This window comes from Kineococcus radiotolerans SRS30216 = ATCC BAA-149, assembly GCF_000017305.1.
Lineage (GTDB): Bacteria > Actinomycetota > Actinomycetes > Actinomycetales > Kineococcaceae > Kineococcus > Kineococcus radiotolerans.
The window spans coordinates 1,151,684-1,171,481 of record NC_009664.2 but is presented as its reverse complement, the minus strand read 5'-3'; the positions used below and the strand labels follow the sequence as shown (position 1 = coordinate 1,171,481).

Sequence of the window (19,798 nt, the reverse complement as noted above, 5' to 3'; positions counted from 1 at the left end):
CCCGTGACCGACTCGCAGCTGCCAGGCTTCTCCACCCGAGCCATCCACGCCGGCCAGGAGGCCGACCCCGCCACCGGCGCCGTGGTGACGCCGATCTACCAGGTCTCGACCTACAAGCAGGACGGCGTCGGGACGCTGCGCACCGGTCTCGGCACCGGCTACGAGTACTCCCGCTCCGGCAACCCCACCCGCACCTCCCTGGAGTCCCAGCTCGCCTCCCTGGAGCAGGGCGACGCCGGGTTCGCCTTCGCCTCCGGCCTCGCCGCCGAGGACGCGATCCTGCGGGCCCTGCTCAAGCCCGGCGACCACGTCGTCGTCCCCGACGACGCCTACGGCGGCACCTACCGCCTCGTGAAGCGGGTCGTGGAGCCCTGGGGCGTCGAGCACACCCCCGTCGACCTCGCCTCCGTCGACGCCGTCCGCGAGGCGATCCGCCCCGGGAAGACCCGCCTGGTGTGGGTGGAGACCCCCACCAACCCGCTGCTGACGATCGCCGACATCGCGGCCCTCGCCGAGGTCACCCACGCCGCCGGGGCCCTGCTCGTCGTGGACAACACCTTCGCGACCCCGTACCTGCAGACGCCCCTGACCCTCGGCGCCGACCTCGTCGTCAGCTCGACGACGAAGTACGCCGGCGGCCACTCCGACGTCGTCGGCGGCGCCGTCGTCGTGCGCGACGGCGACGACGGGCGCGGGAGCTCCCTGACCGAGCGCATCGGCTTCCACCAGAACGCGATGGGCGGGGTCCCCGGGCCCTTCGACTCCTGGCTGGTCCAGCGCGGCCTGAAGACCCTCGCGGTGCGCATGGAGCGCCACTGCGACAACGCCGAGCGCGTCGTGGAGTTCCTGCAGTCCCACCCCCGGATCACCAAGATCCTCTACCCGGGTCTGCCCGAGCACCGCAACCACGACGTCGCGGCCCGCCAGATGAAGCGCTTCGGCGGGATGATCAGCTTCCGCACCGCCTCCGTCGACGACGCCCTCGCCGTCTGCAAGGCGACGCAGCTGTTCACCCTGGGGGAGTCCCTCGGCGGCGTGGAGTCCCTCGTCGAGCACCCCGGCAAGATGACCCACGCCGCAGTCGCGGGGTCCCTGCTCGAGGTCCCCGACGACCTCATCCGGCTCTCCGTCGGGATCGAGGACGCGGACGACCTCGTCGCTGACCTCGCGCAGGCGCTGGGCTGAGGCCCGCGACGGGGCCGGGTCCGCGGACCCGGCCCCGTCGCGCGTTCAGTCGTGGGCGACGTGGCGCAGCGGGCGCCACACCAGGGCGACGAGGACGGCGGAGCCGGCGGCGGCGAACCAGAACGGGGCCGTCACGCCGTGGTGCTGGGCGAGGACCCCGCCGACGGCGCTGCCGATCGCCAGGCCCCCGAAGGACCCGGCGGTGTTGACGGCCCCGACGCGGCCCTGGAGGTCGTGGGGGACCACGCGCTGGCGCACGGTGATCGACGTCGTGCCCCAGACGAAGGCGTGGACGCCGAAGACGAAGAACACCGGCAGGGCCACCCACGGCGAGCGGGCCAGGGCCAGGGCGAGGTGGGTGAGGGTCTCGACGACGAGGCCGACCCGCATCAGGGCGCCCAGCGACACCCGCCGGGTGATCGCGCCGTGGGCGAGGGTCCCGAGGACGCCGCCGACGGCGCCGGTGGTGGTGATCAGGCCGTAGCCGACCGCACCCAGCCCGAGGCGCTGGGTGGAGTAGAGGACGAGGACCGACCAGGCCGCGCCGAAGGTGACGTTGAAGACGAAGATCGTCAGGACCAGCACCCGGACGGCGGGGTGGTGCGCGGTCCAGCGGATCCCCTCGCGGACGTCGTGCCAGGCGGTGGTGGGAGGCCGGTCGGCGGCGCGGGCGGGCAGGCGCAGGCGGGCGACGAAGGCTCCGGCCAGAGCGCACAGCGCCGCCTGCGTGGCGAAGGGCGACGCGGTCCCGAGGGTGAACAGCACCGCGCCCAGGGGCGGGCCGGCGAGCTGGTTGACCGTCACGAAGCCCGTCTGCACCCGGGCGTTGGCGAGCGCGAGGTCGTCGCGGGCGACCAGTACCGGCAGCAGCGTGCTCGCGGTGTTGTCCGCGAACACCTCGGCGGTGGCGAGCAGGAACAGCGCGCCCAGCACGAGCGGGACGCTCGCGCGCCCGGTGGCGACGACCGCGGCGAGGGCGAGGAGGAGCCCGGCGCGGACGAGGTCGACGGTGAGCACGATGCGCCGCCGGTCCAGGCGGTCGGAGAGCACGCCCGCGGTGAGGCCGAACAGCAGGGGCGGCAGCCACGCGGCCAGGGCGGCCAGCGCCACCGGGAGGGCGTCGTCGGTGAGCGAGGCGATCAGCAGGGGACCCGCCGCCAGCGCGACGCCGTCGCCGAGGTTGCTGGCCCAGCTGGAGGCGATGAGCCAGCGGAAGCCCGTCCCGAGCCGGCGGGGGAGGACGACCTCCACCACCCGCGCGGCGGCGCTCACCCCGGCGCCGCCCACCCCGGCACCGTCGCACAGCCGGGACCGGGGTGGCCACGCGGTTTCAGGAGGCGCGGCGCCCGCCGCGTCGCCCACCGCGCGAGCGCAGGTAGTCGTCGACGACGTACTGCCCGAGGCGGTCGGGGCTGGGGGAGAGCACCCGGCCCCCGTTGCGGCGGGCGACGGCCTCGACGAACCGGCGCAGACCGGGGTCCTCGCCCAGCATGAACAGGTTGATGGTCGCCCCGGAGCGGGTGAGGAGGTCGACCTCGTGCACGGTGGCCCGGATGGCCGCCGGGGTCGGCGGCCACTGGAACACCGCCTCGGGGGCGCCGCGGCTGTCGTCGAGGTGGGCGGTGGGTTCGCCGTCGGTGATGACGAGGACCACGGGCTCGGCGTCGGGGTGCCGGCGCAGGTGGCGCCGGGCCAGGCTCAGGGCGTGCTGGAGGTTGGTGCCCTGCACGAAGTCCGGTTCGACCTCGGCGAGCTCCCCGACCGTCATGGGCTGGGCGTGCAGCCCGAACCCGATGATCTGCAGGGCGTCGTGGGGGAACTTCGTCGAGATGAGGTGGGAGAGGGCCAGCGCCGTCTCCTTCATCGGGCCCCAGCGGCCCTCGGCGGCCATCGAGAAGGACAGGTCCACGCACAGCGCGACGGCCGCGCCGGTGCGGCGCTCGGTCTCGACGACCTCGAAGTCCTCCCAGGACAGCGCCACCGCCCCGGAGCGCTCCTGGGCGGCGCCGCGCTTGAGGGCGTTGGACACGGTGCGGACAACGTCGAGGGGCTGCTCGTCGCCGAAGCGCCACGGCCGGGTCGCCCCGGTCGGTTCCCCGCCGGCGCCGGCGTCGCGGTCGTCGTGCTCCCCCCGGCCCCCCGCGTCGAGGCGGCCCAGGACGTCGCGCAGCGCGGTCTGGCCCAGGCGGCGCAGGGCCTTGGGGGAGAGGGTGAGCCCCTCCGCGGAGCGGGAGAGCCACCCCTGCCGCTGCAGCTCGCGCTCGAGGTCGCGCAACCGGCGCAGGTCGTCGGCGGCGCCCCGGCCCAGCTGGCGTTCCAGGACGTCGACGTCGACGTCGTCGAGGGTCGCCCCGGGGTGCTCCTGGCCGAGCTGGTCGAGGAGGTCGTCGAGCTCGGAGACGTCCTGCAGCGCGTCGGCGGCCTCCCCGTAGCCGAGGGGCTCGCTGCCGCGCTGGCCGCGGACGCGCTCGCCGCGGGAGAAGTCGAGGTCGGGGCGCAGGGCGCGGAGGTTGTCGCCGAGCTGGGCCACCTGGGCCTGGAGGTCGACGTCGTCGCCCATCGCCTGCTGCATCAGCGACTGCAGCTCCTCGCGCTGCTGCGGGGAGAGGGAACGCATGAGCCGGGAGGCGGCGGCGGCGCGGCGGGCGAGGGCGTCGACGAGGTCGTCGAGGTCCTCGATCCCCTCCTCGCCCAGCGTCTCGCCGTGCTTCGCCATGAACTCCTGGAAGTCCTCGGGCGTGTCCTCGCCGCGGGCCTTCTTGGCCAGGAGGTCGTTGAGGTCGCTCATCATGTCCTTGAGCGCCTGCATCGCCGCCGGGTCCCCGCCCTGGAGGGCCTGCTTCATCCCCTGGAACTGCTGGCCGAGGACGTCCTCGCGCAGGGCGTCGAGGATCCGCTGGTACTGCTGCCGGGCCGCCTCGGAGGCCCACGGGTAGTCCTCGAGGTCGCGCACGGCCTGCGCGGTGGAGCGGGGCAGGGCGTCCAGGCGGGTCTCGGCGAAGCGGGCGTCGTCGCCGTCGCGGCCGGCGAGCTCGTCGCGCTCGGCGGCGAGGGCCTGGTCCAGCTGGGCCCGGGCCTTGGTCAGGGCCCCGTCCAGGTCGCCGCGGCGGGCGGCCTCCTTGCGCAGCCGGGCGGCGCGGGCGCGCAGCTCGTCCATGCCGGAGCGGCCGTCGGGTCCCCGGCGCAGCAGGTCGCGCAGGGCCTCGCGCAGCGACCCGCCGCGCAGGACCTCCCGGCCGACCTCGTCGAGGGCGGCGCGCACGTCGTACGGGGGAGCCAGCGGGTCGGGACCGCCCGCCCACTCGCCGTACCGGTACCGACCACCGCGCCGCCTGCTCCACGCATCCCTCGCCACGACGGGAACGCTACGTCCGTCCCGCGGCGCGCGCCACGGGCCCGCGGCGGAGTGTCCGCGAACCCCCCGATTCCATGACAGTTTGTCTGGACAAAGCCGGGCGGTCGGGTGGCATGATGGGCCGGGTCCGGCACCCCGGCGCGGGGTCGCCCCGCCGATGACGTCCCAGGAGGGCTTCGTGACCACCACCACCGCCAGCACCAGCGCCGACGCCGGTGCGCCGGGCGACCCGTCGCCGGCGCCGCTCGTGCCGCACTGGATCTCCGGGGCACCCGCGCCGGGGTCGGGCGAGCGGGCGGGCGACGTGTACGACCCGGCCACCGGCAAGCGCACCAAGCGCGTCGTCCTGGCCGACCCGGCCGACGTCGACGCCGCCGTGGCCGCGGCGAAGGCCGCCTTCCCCGCCTGGCGCGACACCTCCCTGGCCCGCCGCACCGCGGTCCTGTTCCGGTTCCGGGAACTGCTGAACGAGCGCAAGGGCGAGCTCGCCGAGATCATCACCGCCGAGCACGGCAAGGTCCTCTCCGACGCCCTCGGCGAGGTCTCGCGCGGGCAGGAGGTCGTGGAACTGGCCTGCGGCATCAACCACCTCCTCAAGGGCGCGTTCAGCGAGAACGCCTCCACCGGCATCGACGTCTACTCGGTGCGCCAGCCCCTCGGCGTCGTGGCGGTCATCTCCCCGTTCAACTTCCCGGCCATGGTCCCGATGTGGTTCTTCCCCGTCGCCGTCGCCGCCGGCAACGCCGTCGTCCTCAAGCCCAGCGAGAAGGACCCCTCCGCCGCGAACTTCATCGCGCAGCTGTGGAAGGACGCCGGGCTGCCCGACGGCGTCTTCAACGTCCTGCACGGCGACAAGGTCGCCGTCGACGGGCTGCTCGCCCACCCCGACGTCGCCTCGGTGTCCTTCGTCGGCTCGACCCCGATCGCCAAGTACGTCTACGAGACCGCCACCGCCCACGGCAAGCGCGTGCAGGCCCTCGGCGGGGCGAAGAACCACATGCTCGTCCTGCCCGACGCCGACCTCGACCTCGCCGCCGACGCGGCGGTCAACGCCGGGTTCGGTTCCGCCGGGGAACGGTGCATGGCCGTCTCCGCCCTCGTCGCCGTCGACTCCGTCGCCGACGAGCTCGTCGCCCGGATCCGGCAGCGCGTCGCGACGCTGCGCACCGGCGACGGCCGCCGCGGCTGCGACATGGGCCCCCTGGTGACCGGCGCGCACCGCGACAAGGTCGCCGGCTACGTCGAGGCCGGGGTGCGCGAGGGCGCCGAGCTCGTGATCGACGGGCGCGAGGTGGTCCCGGACGCGCAGGACGACGAGGCGGCCGCCGACGGGTTCTGGCTCGGTCCGACGCTGTTCGACAGGGTCGATCCCGGCATGTCCATCTACACCGACGAGATCTTCGGCCCCGTCCTGTCCGTCGTGCGGGTGGCCGGCTACGACGAGGGCCTGGACCTCATCAACCGCAACCGCTACGGCAACGGCGTCGCCATCTTCACCAACGACGGCGGCGCGGCGCGGAAGTTCCGCAACGAAGTCCAGGTCGGGATGATCGGCGTCAACGTGCCGGTGCCGGTGCCGGTCGCCTACTTCTCCTTCGGGGGCTGGAAGCAGTCGCTGTTCGGCGACACCCACGCCCACGGCGTGGAGGGCGTGCACTTCTTCACCCGCGGGAAGGTCGTCACCGAGCGGTGGCTGGACCCCTCCCACGGCGGTCTGAACCTCGGGTTCCCGCAGAACGACTGACCGGCGCGGAGGCGCGGGGGCGCGGACACCGCCCCCGCGCCGGCGCACCGCGGAACCCGGTGGCTACGGTGCCCGGGTGAGGGACGAACTGCTCGCCCGCTACCGCGAGCTCGTCGAGCGCGAACTGCCGGCCGCCGCCGTCCGCGGCCGGTGGACGCTGCGGGCGAACCACTGCTTCGGCCGGGTCCTGCTCGACGCCGCCGTCGGCGGCTGCTGGTACTCCGTGCTGGACCGGCGGGCCGGCCCCGCGCACCGCCAGCTCGACGAGGAGCAGCTCGGACGCGCCGTCGCCCTCGGCGAGCGGGTGCTGGCCGAGGGCGACGCGCTGGTGCGGGAGCTGGACGCGCAGTCGCTGCGCTGGCGGGGGAAGCCGCCGAAGCGTCAGCTGCCGTAGACCGTCCGGCCGTCGTCCAGGACCAGCTTGTCCAGGCGGCGGGTCAGGTGCAGGGACTCCAGGACGAACTCCACGCCCGAGGCGGCTCGGCCCGGCGTCGGCTCGTCCCCCAGCCCGAGGCGGCCCAGGACCTGCCCCAGACCGGGGACGGTGCCGACCTGCTCCAGCAGCCGCTCGGCGGGCACCAGGTCACCGGTCTCCACGGTGCGGCCCTCGGTGACGAGCTCGGCGAACCCCGACAGCTCCGCACCTCCCAGCAGGGAGCGGTAGGTCTCCGCGATCGCGGTGCGCAGCAGGTGCTCCAGCACCTCGACCTCGCGGCCCTCCTCGCCCTGCTCGAACTCCACCTTGCCGCCGAGCACGCTGACCACGGTGTGCAGGTCGCCGACGCGGGCCACCGCGTCCCCCCGCTCCCCGGTCAGCGCGTGCCGGCGCAGCGCGGCCGCGGCCACGGTCTCCGCCGCGGCGATGGAGAACCGGGCCGAGACCCCCGAGGCCGGGTCCACCGCGGGGGACTCGCGCACCGCGCGGGTGAAGCGGGCCAGCACCTCCAGCAGGTGCTCGGGCACCTCCGCGACGGTGTCGGCCTCCTGCCGGACGAGGTCGACCTCCATCGACACCTCCAGGGGGTAGTGCGTGCGCACCTCCGCGCCGAAGCGGTCCTTCAGCGGGGAGATGATCCGCCCGCGGTTGGTGTAGTCCTCCGGGTTGGCGCTGGCCACCAGCAGCAGGTCCAGCGGCAGCCGCAGCTGGTACCCGCGGACCTGGATGTCGCGCTCCTCCAGCACGTTGAGCAGCGACACCTGGATGCGCTCGGCGAGGTCGGGCAGCTCGTTGACCGCGAAGATCCCGCGGTTGGTGCGCGGGACGAGGCCGAAGTGGATGGTCTCCGGGTCGCCCAGCGCACGGCCCTCGGCGACCTTCACCGGGTCCACGTCGCCGATGAGGTCCCCGACCGAGGTGTCGGGGGTGGCGAGCTTCTCGCCGTAGCGCAGGGACCGGTGCAGCCAGGCGACGGGCAGGTCGTCGCCCTCGGCGGCGACGCGCCGGCGGGAGGCCGGGGTGAGGGGGGCGTAGGGGTGCTCGTTGAGCTCGCTGCCCTCGATGACGGGTGTCCACTCGTCGAGCAGGCCCACCAGGGACCGCAGCAGGCGGGTCTTGCCCTGACCGCGCTCGCCGAGCAGGACGACGTCGTGGCCGGCGAGCAGGGCCCGTTCCAGCTCGGGGGCGACGGTGTCCTCGTAGCCGACGACGCCGGGGAAGCGGTCCTCCCCGGCGCGCATGCGGGCGACGAGGTTGGTGCGCAGCTCCTCCTTGACCCCGACGTGGCGGTGCCCGGAGGCCCGCAGCGCGCCGAGGGTCCGGGGGAGGTCGGAGGGGGCCTGGAGGGGGAGCGTGGGGGTGTCGCTGATGCTCACGAGGCGAACCTACGTCCGCTCGCCCGGATGCGCACCGGTGCCTGCGGGCCGGGGGCGTCGGCGAGGGGCAGGATGGCGCCGTGCCGTCGCGTCCCGTGTCCGATCCCCACCGCCCGCCCTACGTCTCCCCGGCCCTGCGCCTGGCCGCGGACTGGTCCTGGCGCTTCCTCGTGGTGGTGGCCGGGGTCGTCGTCCTGGCCCGGGGCCTGGGCTACGTCAGCGAGATCCTCGTCCCCGTCCTCGTGGCCCTGCTCGTCACCGCGCTGCTGGGGCCGGTGGTGGCCCGCGCCCACCGCCTCGGGGTGCCGCAGGCCGTGGCGGCGCTGGCGACCCTGCTGGTGGCGCTGGCCGCCGTGGCGGGTCTGGTGACCCTCATCAGCACCCAGGCCGCGAGCGGCTTCTCCGACCTGTCCGACTCCGCCACGGAGGGGATCGGGGAGGTCGAGAGCTGGCTGGCCAGCGGCCCGCTGAACCTGTCGTCGGCGACGATCTCGGGCTACGTCGACCAGGTGGAGCAGGCGATCTCCGACAACCGCGACGCCATCGTCGCGGGGGCGACGACGGTCGCGGCCACCGCCGGGCACCTGGTGGCGGGGTTCTTCATCACGCTGTTCGCGACGTTCTTCTACCTGCTGGAGGGCCGCCGGATCTGGTCCTGGCTGCTGCACCTGATGCCGCAGCCGGCGCGCGACCCCCTCGACGACGCCGCCCGGCAGTCCTGGCTGACCCTGGTGCACTACATGCGCGCCACCGTCGTCGTGGCCCTCGTCGACGGCGCCGGGGTGGCGATCGGGGCGGCGGTCCTGCAGGTGCCGCTCGCGGTCCCGCTGGGGCTCGTCGTGTTCCTCGGCGCCTTCATCCCCATCGTCGGGGCGCTGCTGTCCGGCGTCGTCGCCGTGCTCGTCGCCCTGGTCGCCCAGGGCCCGGTCATCGCCCTGATCATGCTCGGGGTGATCCTGCTGGTGCAGCAGGTCGAGAGCCACCTGCTGCAGCCCTTCCTCATGGGCCGCGCGGTGGCGGTGCACCCGCTCGCGGTGATCCTGTCCGTCGCCGCCGGCGCCACCGTCTTCGGCATCGTGGGGGCGTTGTTCGCCGTGCCGCTCGTCGCGGTGCTGAACACCGCGATCGGGGCCCTGGCCGGGGCGGGGGCCCCGACCCGCCAGGCCGCGGAGATCGCCGCCTCCGACGCGCCCCTGGCCCCCGACGCCCCCGCTCCCAACGACGCCACCGAGCACCTCGACGACGAGGGCCCGGCGGACGTCAGGCGGTGACGCGGGGGCCCGCGGGGACGCGGGACCGCCGGCGGGTCAGCCGGTGAACGGCTCGCAGGCGATGATCCGGACGGGGATCGACCGGCCGCTGGGGGCGGTGTAGGTCACGTCCTCACCGGGCTGGCGGCCGAGGACGGCCGCCCCCAGCGGGGACTTCTCGCTGTAGACGTCCAGGCCGGCGCCGTCGCCCATCTCGCGGCTGCCCAGCAGGAACCGCATCTCCTCGCCGGCCAGCTCGACGGTCACCACCGCGCCGAGGGTGACCTCCCCGGCCACCGACTTCGGGGCCTCCCCGACCTGGGCGGTCTCGAGCAGGTGGCGCAGCTGGCGGATGCGCAGCTCCTGCTTGCCCTGCTCCTCCTTGGCGGCGTGGTAGCCGGCGTTCTCCTTGAGGTCGCCCTCCTCGCGGGCCTGCTCGATGCGCTTGGCGAGCTCGCTGCGGCCCTCGCCGGAGAGGCGGTCGTACTCGGCCTTCAGCCGGTCGTAGGCGTCCTGGGTCAGCCACGTCACGCTGCCGGTGGTCGTCTCGCTCACGGTCCGCTCCCTGATCACGTGCCCCGGGCGGGCCTCCTGCCCCCCCACGAACGTCGAGCCGCCGGCCCCGCGTCCGCGGGGCGAGCGACTCGAAACGACCACCGTAGCCGCGATCGGCTCAGGGCTCCACCGCGCTGCAGGACTCCACGCCCACGGTCACGGCCCTCGACGTGGTCCTGACCTGCACGGACTCCTGCACGTCGCGCTCCGCCGACGCCGGGACGTCGACCTGCAGCAGCCCCACCTCCGAGGAGGAGTCGTCCAGGGCGTGGACCTGGCAGCGCACCGCGGTGCCCGGCTCGCGGGTCACGCTGAAGCGGATCTCCGCCGTGCGGTCGTCGACGATCCGGTGGCTGATCTCGGAGAACGCCGGCCCCTGCGACTGGGCCACCGCGATCCACACCCCGTAGGCCGTGAGCAGCGCCCCGCCGAGCACCGCCGCGGCCAGCGGCGCGGGACGGCGGTACCAGGGCCGGCCGGTGCGCGCGGGGCGGCGGCCGTAGCGCTCGGCGAGCACGTCGGGCGGGACGTTCCGGGGCGCCTGGCGGCTGGACACGGTGGCTCCTGGGGGGTGGTGGCGAGGGCGGTGCTCGCGGGACGGCGCGGATCGGCGAGGATGGACCCCGATCGTCGCACCCGCCCCGCGCGGGGGTCGACGCAGTGGGCGACAGGCAGCCCGAGAGGTACTTCCCGAGAGGAGCTGTGGTGGCGGAGACGTTGCGGCTGATGGCCGTGCACGCCCACCCGGACGACGAGTCCAGCAAGGGTGCGGCGTCGATGGCCAAGTACGTCGCCGAAGGCGTCGAGGTGCTGGTCGTCTCGTGCACCGGCGGGGAGCGCGGCGACGTGCTCAACCCGCGGCTGAAGGAGAACGCCTCGTTGCTGCGCGACATGGGCGAGTACCGCCGGCACGAGATGGCCGAGGCCGCGCGCATCCTCGGGGTGCAGCACCGCTGGCTGGGCTACGTGGACTCCGGGCTGCCCGAGGGCGACCCGCTGCCGCCGCTGCCCGCGGGGTGCTTCGCCCTGACCCCGACGGAGTTCACCGTCGACGCGCTGGTCCACGTCGTGCGCGAGTTCCGCCCGCACGTCATGACCACCTACGACGAGTCCGGCGGCTACCCGCACCCGGACCACATCATGACCCACGTGGTCTCGCGCGCCGCCTTCGACGACGCCGCCGACCCCGCGAAGTTCCCCCGCGCCGGGGAGCCCTGGAAGACCTCCAAGCTCTACTACCACGCCGGCTTCTCCCGCGAGCGGATGCGGACCTTCCACGAGGCCCTGCTCGCGCAGGGCAAGGAGTCGCCCTTCGCGGAGTGGATGAAGCGCTTCGAGGAGCAGGACGCGAACCCCGACGCCGCGAAGCGCGCCGAGCTCGAGATCACCACCCGCGTGGAGTGCGGGGAGTTCTTCGAGACCCGCGACCGGGCGCTGCTCGCCCACGCCACCCAGATCGACCCCGACGGCTGGTTCTTCGGGGTCCCGCTGGAGCTGCAGCGCGAGCTGTGGCCGACCGAGGACTACCACCTCGCGATCAGCCACGTCCCGACGCGGACCCCCGAGGACGACCTCTTCGCCGGGCTGCGGGACGGCGCGTGACCACCGCCCTGGTCCTGGCGGTGACGCCCACCCCCACCGGTACCGCGCAGGAGCCCCTCGACGCGGACCTGGTGACCCCGGGCCTGGCGGGTTTCCTCATCCTGTTCTTCCTGGCCGTCGCCGTCTACTTCCTGGGGCGCAGCATGGCCCGGCGGGTCCGCGGGGTGAACCAGCGCGCCCGGCTGGAGGAGGAGGCGCAGGCCGAGCGCGAGGCCGCCGAGGCGGCCGCCGCGCGGCGGACCGAGGAGCGCGGCCCCGGGGGGGAACCGCCCGCTCAGGGCTGAGCGCGCACCGCGGTGGCGCGGTCGGGGCGGGCCAGGAACTCCTCGACCGCAGCCAGCACCGCGACCGTCGCGCGGGCCGAGGCGACGTCCAGCGGGTCCGCGACCCCCGTCGCCGCGGCCGTGCGGAGGCGGTCCACGGCCCGCCGGAAACCCTCCTGCGGAGTGCCCGAGAACCGCGGCAGGTCGTGGCGCCCGCCCGGTCCCCAGATCGTCGCGAACGACCCGCCGGCGCCCTCGGGGGCGGTGAGGGTCAGCGAGAGCGACGTCCCCGCGCCGCCCGCGTGCTCCAGCGCCACCGTGACGGCGTCGCGGACCCCGCGCCCGGCGACGAGGCGCTCCACGGGCCCGAAGAGCTCGTGCGCGATCGACAGCGCGTGCGGGCCGGTGTCCCAGGCCCCGAGGTTCTCCCGGCGCCACCGCGAGCCCGCGTAGGGGTTGCCCGGGGCGTCGATGGTCCCCGCCCAGCGGAACACCCCGCCCTCCCACGGCCCGTGCTCGGCGGCCAGGGACCGCATCCGCTCCAGCCAGGCGGTGATGTCGGGCTGGAACAGGTAGGTCAGGTACGTCACCGAGGCGACCCCGCCCTCCCGGGCCGCGGCCACCACGTCGTCGGCGGCGGCGAGGTCGAGGGCGAGGGGCTTCTCCACCAGCAGGTGCTTGCCCGCGCGGGCCGCGCGCGCGGCCAGCGGGGCCTGCACGTCCGGGGGCAGGGCGATCGTCACCGCGTCCACCGCGGCGAGGAACTCGTCGAGGTCGGGGAAACCCCGGCCCCCCACCTCGGCGGCCGCGGCGCGGGCCCGCCCCGCGTCCCGCCCGTGGAACCCGACGAGCTCCACGTCGGGGTGGGCGGCGAGCGCCGCGCCGTGGCAGGTGCGCGCCCAGAAGCCGGTGCCGAGGACGCCGAAGCGGGTCGGGGTGCTCACGGGGTCGGTCACGGGGCGGACGCTACCGGGCCCCTCGCCCGGGGGCCCGCCCCGCAGGTCTGTGGCAGCGTGGCCGTCGTGCCCAACCGCCTCGCCCGCTCGACCAGCCCCTACCTGCTCCAGCACGCCGACAACCCCGTCGACTGGCAGGAGTGGGGGCCGGCGGCGTTCGCGGAGGCGCGCGAGCGCGACGTGCCCGTCCTCGTCTCCACCGGCTACGCGGCCTGCCACTGGTGCCACGTCATGGCCCACGAGTCCTTCGAGGACGCGCGGACGGCGGCGGAGATGAACGCCCGGTTCGTCTGCGTGAAGGTCGACCGGGAGGAGCGTCCCGACGTCGACGCGGTGCACATGGCCGCGACGACGGCGATGACCGGCCACGGCGGCTGGCCGATGACGACGTTCACCACCCCCGAGGGGGAGGTGTTCTTCGCCGGCACCTACTTCCCGCCCCGCCCGCACCCGCAGGTCCCCTCCTTCCGGCAGGTGCTCGCCGCGGTCGACGAGGCGTGGCGGGAGCGGCGCGGGGAGGTCCTCGCCTCCAGCGGGCGGATCGCGGCGGCGCTGGGGGCGGCGACCCCCGCGACCGGGGACGTCCCCGGCGCCGCCGCGCTGGCCGCGGCGGTGGAGGCGCTGGCCGCGGAGGAGGACACCGTCCACGGCGGTTTCGGCGGGGCGCCGAAGTTCCCGCCGTCGACGGTCGTGGAGTTCCTGCTGCGCCACGCCGCGCGGACCGGCTCCGGCCTCGCCGCCGGGCTCGCCGAGCGGACCCTGACGGCGATGGCCCGCAGCGGGATGGCCGACCAGGTCGGCGGCGGCTTCGCCCGCTACGCCGTCGACGCCGGCTGGGTCGTCCCGCACTTCGAGAAGATGCTCTACGACAACGCGCTGCTGGCCCGCGCCTACCTGCACTCCCACCGCGCGACGGGGTCGCTCGAGCACCGCCGGGTCGCGGAGCGGACCTGCGAGTTCCTGCTGGCCGACCTGCGCACCCCCCAGGGCGCGTTCGCGGCCTCCCTGGACGCCGACACCCCCGTGCTGGACGCCGCCGGGCAGGAGCACGCCGTCGAGGGCGCCACCTACGTGTGGACGCCCGGGGACCTCGTGGAGGTCCTCGGCATCGACGACGGGCCCTGGGCGGTGGAGCTGCTCGGGGTCACCGAGGCCGGCACCTTCGAGCACGGCACCTCCACGGCCCGCCTCACCCGGGAGCTCACCGGCGAGGAGGTCGAGCGCTGGTCGCGGGTGCGCGGACGGCTCGCCGCGGCGCGCGCGGACCGCCCCCAGCCCGCCCGCGACGACAAGGTCGTGCTGGCCTGGAACGGGCTGGCGATCGCGGCGCTGGCCGAGGCGGGGGCGGTCCTGGGGCGCCCGGACCTGCTGCTGGCCGCCGACGGCGCCGCCCGGTTCCTCGTGGAGGTCCACCGGGTCGACGGCGGCTGGCGGCGGGTGTCGTGCGACGGCGTCGCCGGTCGTCCCGCGGCCGTGCTGGAGGACCTCGCCGACCTCGCCGAGGGGCTGCTGGCCCTGCACGCCGCGACGGGGGAGCGGCGCTGGTTCGAGGTCGCCCGCGGCCTCGGCGAGGAGGTCCTGGACCGCTTCGCCGACGCCGCGGGGCGGCTCGTCGACGTCGCCGACGCGGACCCCGCGCTGACCGCCGCGCGCGGGGGCGCCGGCGCCCCCGCCGACCCCTCCGACGGGGCCACCCCGTCGGGGACCTCGGCGGCCGCGGGGGTCCTGCTCAGCCTCGGCGCGCTCACCGGTGAGGCCCGGTTCCGCGACGCGGCGCTGACGGCCCTGGGCGCCGTCGGGCCCGTCGCCGCCGACGCGCCCCGCTTCGCCGGCTGGGGGCTGGCCGTGGCCGAGGCGCTGGCCGACGGGCCCCGCGAGGTCGCCGTCGTGGGGGCCGCCGGGGACGCCGCCGCCGCGGCGCTGCACCGGACGGCGCTCGCGGGCACCGCCCCCGGGCTGGTCGTGGTGCGCGGGACGCCGGGGGAGGTGGAGCCCGCGCTGCTGGCCGAGCGGGGGCTCGTCGGCGGCCGGCCCGCGGCGTACGTCTGCCGGGGTCAGGTGTGCGAGGCGCCCACGACCTCCGTGGAGGCCCTGGCCGCGGCGGTTCAGACCAGGCGGTAGGTCGCCAGCGCGATCGCCGTGCTGTGCGCGGCGAAGCCCAGGACGGTGCAGGCGTGGAACACCTCGTGGAACCCGAACCAGCGCGGGCTGGGGTTCGGGCGCTTGGTGGCGTAGGCGACCGCCCCGAGGGAGTACACCGCTCCGCCGACCGCCACGAGCACCGCGACGGCCGTCCCGCCGCCGTCGGCGAACCTCCCCAGGTAGCCCACCGCCACCCAGCCGAGGGCGACGTAGACGGGGGTGTAGAGCCAGCGCGGGGCCCCGATCCAGAACAGCCGGAAGACCACCCCCGCCGCGGCGCCCGCCCAGACCAGCGTCAGCAGGGACCGGGCGTCGTCGGGGGGCAGCGTCGTCACCGCCAGCGGCGTGTAGGTGCCGGCGATGATGAGGAAGATGTTGCTGTGGTCCGCGCGGCGCAGCACCCCCGCCCACCGCGGCGACCAGGTCCCGCGGTGGTAGACGGCGCTGGTGCCGAACAGCAGGGCCGCGGTGACGACGAAGACCAGCGCGGCCAGCCGCGACCCGGTCGTGGGGGCCAGGGCCACCAGCACGGCCCCGGCGGCCAGGACCACCGGGAACGTCCCGGCGTGCAGCCACCCCCGCAGCCGCGGCTTCACCGCGGCCAGCAGGTCGGCGGGGTCGTCGGTCACGTCGGCCATCCCCGCACGGTAACCGCTGCGGCGGGGCGGGCCGGGCGCCCGGGGCGCCCCGCCCGCCCCGGGCACCGCGCGGCTCAGGAGCCGATGACCGCGTTCATGGCGTCGGCGAACTGCTGCGGCGTGATCGAGAGGCCGAAGAGCTTCTCGATGTTGTCCAGCAGCGCCTCGGCCGCCGTGGGCGACAGCGCCTGGTCCCAGGACTGGGTGAAGGTGGCCGCACCGCTGGCGATGTCGTAGACGAACTGCAGCCACTCGGCGTCCTCGGAGGAGGAGAACTGGCTGTCGGAGCCCTTGATGATCGGCACCGAGCCCACCGAGATCCACGCCTTCGTCGTCTCGTCGGTGTTGAGGCCCTCGGCGAAGTACTTCTTGGCGGCCGTCTTCTGCTCCTCGGTGGCCTTGGAGGACAGCGCGTAGTAGGCCGAGGGGTTGCCGACGGTGTTGCTCGGGTCGCCCGCGCCGCCCTCGACGGGCGGGAAGTTCATCCAGCCCAGGTGCCCGCCGGTGACGAAGTCGCCGCCGTCGGACTTCATGCTGCCGTAGGTCCAGGTGCCGTGGACCATCATCGCGGCCTTGTCGGTGTACAGCAGCGCCTGGTCGGCGTTGGAGTCCGCGGTGATGGAGGCGAAGCCCTTGACGAACCCGTCGGCGCGCACGAGGTCCTGCAGCTGGGTCAGCGCCTCGATGGAGGCCGGGTTCGACCAGGCGTCCGGCTGGCCGTCGAAGACGGCCTGGAAGACCTCCGGGCCGCCGATGCGGTCGTAGAGGAACTCCAGCCACATCATGTTCGTCCACCGGGACTGCCCGCCCAGGGAGAACGGGGCGATGCCCGCGGCGTTGAACACCGGCACCAGCTCCATGACCTCCCCCCAGGTGGTGGGGGGCTGCGCGCCGACCTTCTCGAAGACCCGCTTGTTGTAGAAGAGGACGATCGGCGAGACGTCCTCGCACGGCACGGCGTAGACCTTGCCGTCGACGGTGGCGGCGCCGAAGGCGGTCTCGAAGATCTGCTCCTTGATCGCCGGCGTCTCCTCGAAGAACGAGGTGAGGTCCTCGACCTGGCCGTTCTCGACGTAGTTGCGCAGACCGCCGCCGCCCCAGGTCCAGATGATCGTCGGCGCCTCGCCGGCGCCGATGGCCGTCTTGATCTTGGCCTTGAACGCGTCGTTCTGGAACGACGAGACGGTCAGCGCGCTGTCCGGGTTGGCCTCGTTGAAGGCCTCGATGGCGTCCGTGCGGATGCCCTCGACGGGCTGGCCCGTGAGGATCCAGATGGTCGCCCCGTCCCCCCCGGCCGCGGCCCCCGGGCCGCTGTCGCCGCCGCAGCCGGCGAGCACCGTCCCCGCCAGGGGAGCCGCCAGGGCCAGGGTCAGCAGGGATCGACGCGAGGTGGTGGTGGCCATGTGGTTCTCCGCTGTGCCGAGCCGCGTCGTCGCGGCTGCCACGCCCCGGGCACGCCGTCCCGGGGGACCGGCGTCGGTGCCGGTGCGACGACAGTAGGTACGTCCCGGGACCCGGTCAAGGACGCCGCGCGGGATGCCTCCGTCCCGGTGAAGCGGCGCGTGTACGGTGAGCGCCGATGGGCCTCCGCGATCTCCTCTACAGCGCGTACGGGCGGCGGCTGGAACGCTCGCTCGACTCCGACGCGCTGCCCCGCCACGTGGGGATCATCCTCGACGGGAACCGCCGCTGGGCCAAGGCCTTCGGCGCCCCCAGCTCCCACGGGCACCGGGCCGGGGCCGACAAGGTCGTCGAGGTCATGGAGTGGTGCGCCGACGAGGGCATCGAGGTCGTCACGCTCTACCTGCTCTCCACCGACAACCTCAGCCGGCCCGCCGAGGAGCTCGAACCCCTCATCGAGATCGTCGAGGACGCCGTGGCCCGGGTCGCCGCGCGGCGGCGGTGGAAGGTCCACCCGGTCGGCTCGCTGGAGCTGCTGCCCGACGCCAGCGCCGCGCGGCTGCGCGAGCTCGCCGAGGCCACCGCGGGCATCACCTCCGGCGTCGTCAACGTCGCCATCGGCTACGGCGGCCGGCAGGAGATCGCCGCCGCCGTCCGCTCGCTGCTGCTCGAGCACGCCGAGCGGGGGACCACGCTGGAGGAGCTCGCCGAGGTCCTCGACGTCGAGCACATCGCCGCGCACCTCTACACCAAGGGCCAGCCCGACCCCGACCTCGTCATCCGCACCTCCGGGGAGCAGCGGCTGTCGGGGTTCCTGCTCTGGCAGAGCGCCCACTCGGAGTTCTTCTTCACCGAGGTCCTCTGGCCGGACTTCCGCAAGGTCGACTTCCTCCGCGCGCTGCGCGCCTACGCCGCGCGGGAACGGCGCTTCGGCGCCTGAGCCGTCCCCGTCCGGGCCCCGGCGCGCGGACGTCACCCGCGCGTCACCGACTGCTCACCTCCGATCGTGCGACGGGCCGCGTGTTCGACCGCCCCGCCGGGGGACCGGCCGATAGCGTCGGTCCCAGCCGGGCGGTGTCCGCCGCCCGCTCGGGAGGTCACCGTGCGAGCTGTCGAGCGCAGCGGGGAGGCCCGGCCCGGGTCGCCCGCGGGGTGGCCTGAGGTCCCGGTCCGCCGCTGCTGAGGGGGGCCGGGCGCACGCGCGCCCCGCGCCCCCGAGAACGGGAGACGTCCGTGGTCACCAGCTCCAGCCCCAGCCCCGCCGCGCCGCACACCCCGACCCCCGCCCGCGCGGGCGCGGTGCCCCCCGACCCCGACCGTCAGACCTTCGTCCTGGACACCTCCGTCCTGCTCTCCGACCCCGGGGCGCTGACGCGCTTCGCCGAGCACGACGTCGTCCTGCCGCTGGTCGTCGTCAGCGAGCTGGAGGGCAAGCGGCACCACCCCGAGCTGGGCTACTTCGCCCGGGAGTCGCTGCGCCGTCTGGACGACCTGCGGGTGGAGTTCGGCCGCCTCGACGCGCCGGTGCCCGTCGGGGAGCAGGGCGGCACCCTGCGGGTGGAGCTGAACCACTCCGACGTCTCGACCCTGCCCTCGGCGCTGCGCAACGGCCCGCTCGCCACCGCCGGGGACACCCGCATCCTGGCCGTGGCCCGCAACCTGGCCGACGAGGGCCACCGGGTCACGGTGGTCTCCAAGGACGTGCCGCTGCGCGTGAAGGCCTCCGCCGTCGGCCTCACCGCCGACGAGTACCGCGCCGAGCTCGCCCCCGACTCCGGCTGGACGGGCGTCACGGAGCTGACCGCCACCGCCGAGGACGTGGCGACGCTGTACGACGCCGGGGCGCTCGACACCGCCGAGGTCCGCCAGCTCCCCGTGAACACCGGGGTCGTGCTCTCCTCCCCGCGCGGGCACGCGCTGGGCCGGGTCGGCGCCGACAAGCAGCTGCGCCTGGTCAAGGGCGACCGCGAGGCGTTCGGGGTCCGGGGCCGGTCCGCGGAGCAGCGGATCGCCCTGGACGCCCTGCTCGACCCGACCGTCAGCATCGTCTCCCTCGGGGGGCGGGCGGGGACGGGAAAGTCGGCGCTGGCGCTGGCGGCCGGTCTGGAGGCCGTCATGGAGCGCCGCGAGCACCGCAAGGTCGTGGTCTTCCGGCCGCTGTACGCCGTCGGCGGCCAGGAGCTGGGGTACCTGCCCGGCAGCGAGGCCGAGAAGATGGGCCCCTGGGGCCAGGCGGTGTTCGACACCCTGGAGGCGCTGGTCTCCCCGCACGTCCTCGAGGAGGTCGTGGACCGGGGGATGCTCGAGGTCCTGCCGCTGACCCACATCCGCGGGCGCTCGCTGCACGACTCCTACGTCGTCGTCGACGAGGCGCAGTCGCTGGAGCGCAACGTCCTGCTGACGGTGCTCTCGCGCATCGGGCAGGGCTCGAAGGTGGTGCTGACCCACGACGTGGCGCAGCGGGACAACCTGCGGGTCGGCCGCCACGACGGGGTCGCGGCCGTCGTCGAGGCGCTCAAGGGCCACCCGCTGTTCGCCCACGTCACCCTGACGCGCTCGGAGCGCTCGCCGGTGGCGGCCCTGGTGACGGAGCTGCTCTCGGACTTCGGGGCCTGAGGGACGGGTGGGGCGGGTGGTTCCGGGACCGGTGGGGTGTCCCGGCCCGGAACCTCCTGCCCGCCCCTAGCGTCAAACCACCCGCGCGGGGGTCGATCCCTGTGAGATGTTCCACAAATGTCGACGCATCGTAGCTATCGTGTGACCTCACCGTGACGAAAGCGGGGGTCGGCGTTTGCCTCGACCCCCGTCGGCGGGGCAGCGTTCCCGGACGACAGCACCTCGACGCCGTCGGCCGGTGGGCTCCGCAGGACGCCCCGCACGCCGACGACATCGACC

Annotated in this window: 17 protein-coding genes; 9 read left to right on the top strand and 8 right to left on the bottom strand. The window is 75.1% G+C overall.

Annotation, left to right across the window (positions count from 1 at the left end; translation table 11 throughout):
* Positions 1–3 precede the first annotated feature (3 nt).
* Positions 4–1,185, top strand: coding sequence for a cystathionine gamma-synthase (locus KRAD_RS05645; RefSeq protein ID WP_012084568.1), 1,182 nt, complete (start codon positions 4–6; stop codon positions 1,183–1,185).
* Between the two features lie 45 nt (positions 1,186–1,230).
* Here the strand turns inward: KRAD_RS05645 and KRAD_RS05640 are convergent, their stop codons facing one another.
* Both KRAD_RS05640 and KRAD_RS05635 read right to left on the bottom strand, forming a co-directional pair.
* Positions 1,231–2,472: an MFS transporter gene (locus tag KRAD_RS05640; protein ID WP_203417499.1), complete on the bottom strand. Its 1,242-nt coding sequence runs from the start codon at positions 2,470–2,472 to the stop codon at positions 1,231–1,233.
* Positions 2,473–2,515: 43 nt separating this feature from the next.
* Positions 2,516–4,540 carry a VWA domain-containing protein gene (locus KRAD_RS05635; RefSeq protein ID WP_012084566.1) on the bottom strand — a complete coding sequence of 675 codons (2,025 nt, stop codon included), beginning with the start codon at positions 4,538–4,540 and terminating at the stop codon, positions 2,516–2,518.
* Between the two features lie 247 nt (positions 4,541–4,787).
* Here KRAD_RS05635 and KRAD_RS05630 point away from each other — a divergent pair, with 247 nt between their 5' ends.
* Positions 4,788–6,284 (top strand): CoA-acylating methylmalonate-semialdehyde dehydrogenase, encoded by a 1,497-nt coding sequence (locus KRAD_RS05630; protein WP_041292737.1) that lies wholly within the window; start codon positions 4,788–4,790, stop codon positions 6,282–6,284.
* 76 nt (positions 6,285–6,360) lie between these two features.
* Positions 6,361–6,678, top strand: coding sequence for a hypothetical protein (locus KRAD_RS05625; protein WP_012084564.1), 318 nt, complete (start codon positions 6,361–6,363; stop codon positions 6,676–6,678).
* Here the strand turns inward: KRAD_RS05625 and KRAD_RS05620 are convergent.
* Complete coding sequence (locus KRAD_RS05620) at positions 6,666–8,096, bottom strand: sigma 54-interacting transcriptional regulator (RefSeq protein ID WP_012084563.1); 1,431 nt, start codon at positions 8,094–8,096, stop codon at positions 6,666–6,668. The genes KRAD_RS05625 and KRAD_RS05620 overlap by 13 nt on opposite strands.
* Before the next feature lie 80 nt (positions 8,097–8,176).
* On the opposite strand from KRAD_RS05620, the gene KRAD_RS05615 reads away from it, so the two are divergent.
* Positions 8,177–9,367, top strand: coding sequence for an AI-2E family transporter (locus KRAD_RS05615; RefSeq protein WP_012084562.1), 1,191 nt, complete (start codon positions 8,177–8,179; stop codon positions 9,365–9,367).
* A gap of 36 nt (positions 9,368–9,403) precedes the next feature.
* On the opposite strand, the gene greA is transcribed toward KRAD_RS05615, so the two are convergent.
* Positions 9,404–9,901: a transcription elongation factor GreA gene (gene greA, locus KRAD_RS05610; protein WP_012084561.1), complete on the bottom strand. Its 498-nt coding sequence runs from the start codon at positions 9,899–9,901 to the stop codon at positions 9,404–9,406.
* Between the two features lie 118 nt (positions 9,902–10,019).
* Positions 10,020–10,457 carry a DUF4307 domain-containing protein gene (locus KRAD_RS05605; protein WP_012084560.1) on the bottom strand — a complete coding sequence of 146 codons (438 nt, stop codon included), beginning with the start codon at positions 10,455–10,457 and terminating at the stop codon, positions 10,020–10,022.
* Between the two features lie 149 nt (positions 10,458–10,606).
* Between KRAD_RS05605 and mca the strand changes: the two genes are divergently transcribed.
* Positions 10,607–11,503 (top strand): mycothiol conjugate amidase Mca, encoded by an 897-nt coding sequence (gene mca / locus KRAD_RS05600; protein ID WP_041291922.1) that lies wholly within the window; start codon positions 10,607–10,609, stop codon positions 11,501–11,503.
* The gene (locus KRAD_RS05595; protein WP_041291921.1) at positions 11,500–11,787 is read left to right on the top strand and encodes a hypothetical protein; all 288 of its coding nucleotides are present in this window, start codon (positions 11,500–11,502) and stop codon (positions 11,785–11,787) included. Before mca ends, KRAD_RS05595 begins: the two co-directional genes overlap by 4 nt.
* Here KRAD_RS05595 and KRAD_RS05590 read toward each other — a convergent pair.
* Positions 11,778–12,722 carry a Gfo/Idh/MocA family protein gene (locus KRAD_RS05590; RefSeq protein ID WP_012084558.1) on the bottom strand — a complete coding sequence of 315 codons (945 nt, stop codon included), beginning with the start codon at positions 12,720–12,722 and terminating at the stop codon, positions 11,778–11,780. The two genes, KRAD_RS05595 and KRAD_RS05590, sit on opposite strands and share 10 nt — an antisense overlap.
* Before the next feature lie 66 nt (positions 12,723–12,788).
* On the opposite strand from KRAD_RS05590, the gene KRAD_RS05585 reads away from it, so the two are divergent.
* On the top strand, positions 12,789–14,843 hold the full coding sequence (locus tag KRAD_RS05585; RefSeq protein WP_041292733.1) for a thioredoxin domain-containing protein: 2,055 nt from the start codon (positions 12,789–12,791) through the stop codon (positions 14,841–14,843).
* Here KRAD_RS05585 and trhA read toward each other — a convergent pair.
* Together trhA and KRAD_RS05575 are read right to left on the bottom strand one after the other, a co-directional pair.
* Positions 14,828–15,502 (bottom strand): PAQR family membrane homeostasis protein TrhA, encoded by a 675-nt coding sequence (gene trhA / locus KRAD_RS05580; RefSeq protein ID WP_041291920.1) that lies wholly within the window; start codon positions 15,500–15,502, stop codon positions 14,828–14,830. The genes KRAD_RS05585 and trhA overlap by 16 nt on opposite strands.
* Positions 15,503–15,576: 74 nt before the next feature.
* Positions 15,577–16,905, bottom strand: a complete 1,329-nt coding sequence (locus KRAD_RS05575; protein ID WP_012084555.1) for an extracellular solute-binding protein — start codon at positions 16,903–16,905, stop codon at positions 15,577–15,579.
* Between the two features lie 176 nt (positions 16,906–17,081).
* Here KRAD_RS05575 and KRAD_RS05570 point away from each other — a divergent pair, with 176 nt between their 5' ends.
* Entirely contained in the window at positions 17,082–17,843 is a 762-nt protein-coding gene (locus tag KRAD_RS05570) for an isoprenyl transferase (RefSeq protein WP_012084554.1), read from the top strand.
* A gap of 359 nt (positions 17,844–18,202) precedes the next feature.
* A complete protein-coding gene (locus tag KRAD_RS05565) occupies positions 18,203–19,519 on the top strand; it encodes a PhoH family protein (protein ID WP_041292732.1) in 1,317 nt (438 codons plus the stop codon).
* Positions 19,520–19,798: the final 279 nt, after the last annotated feature.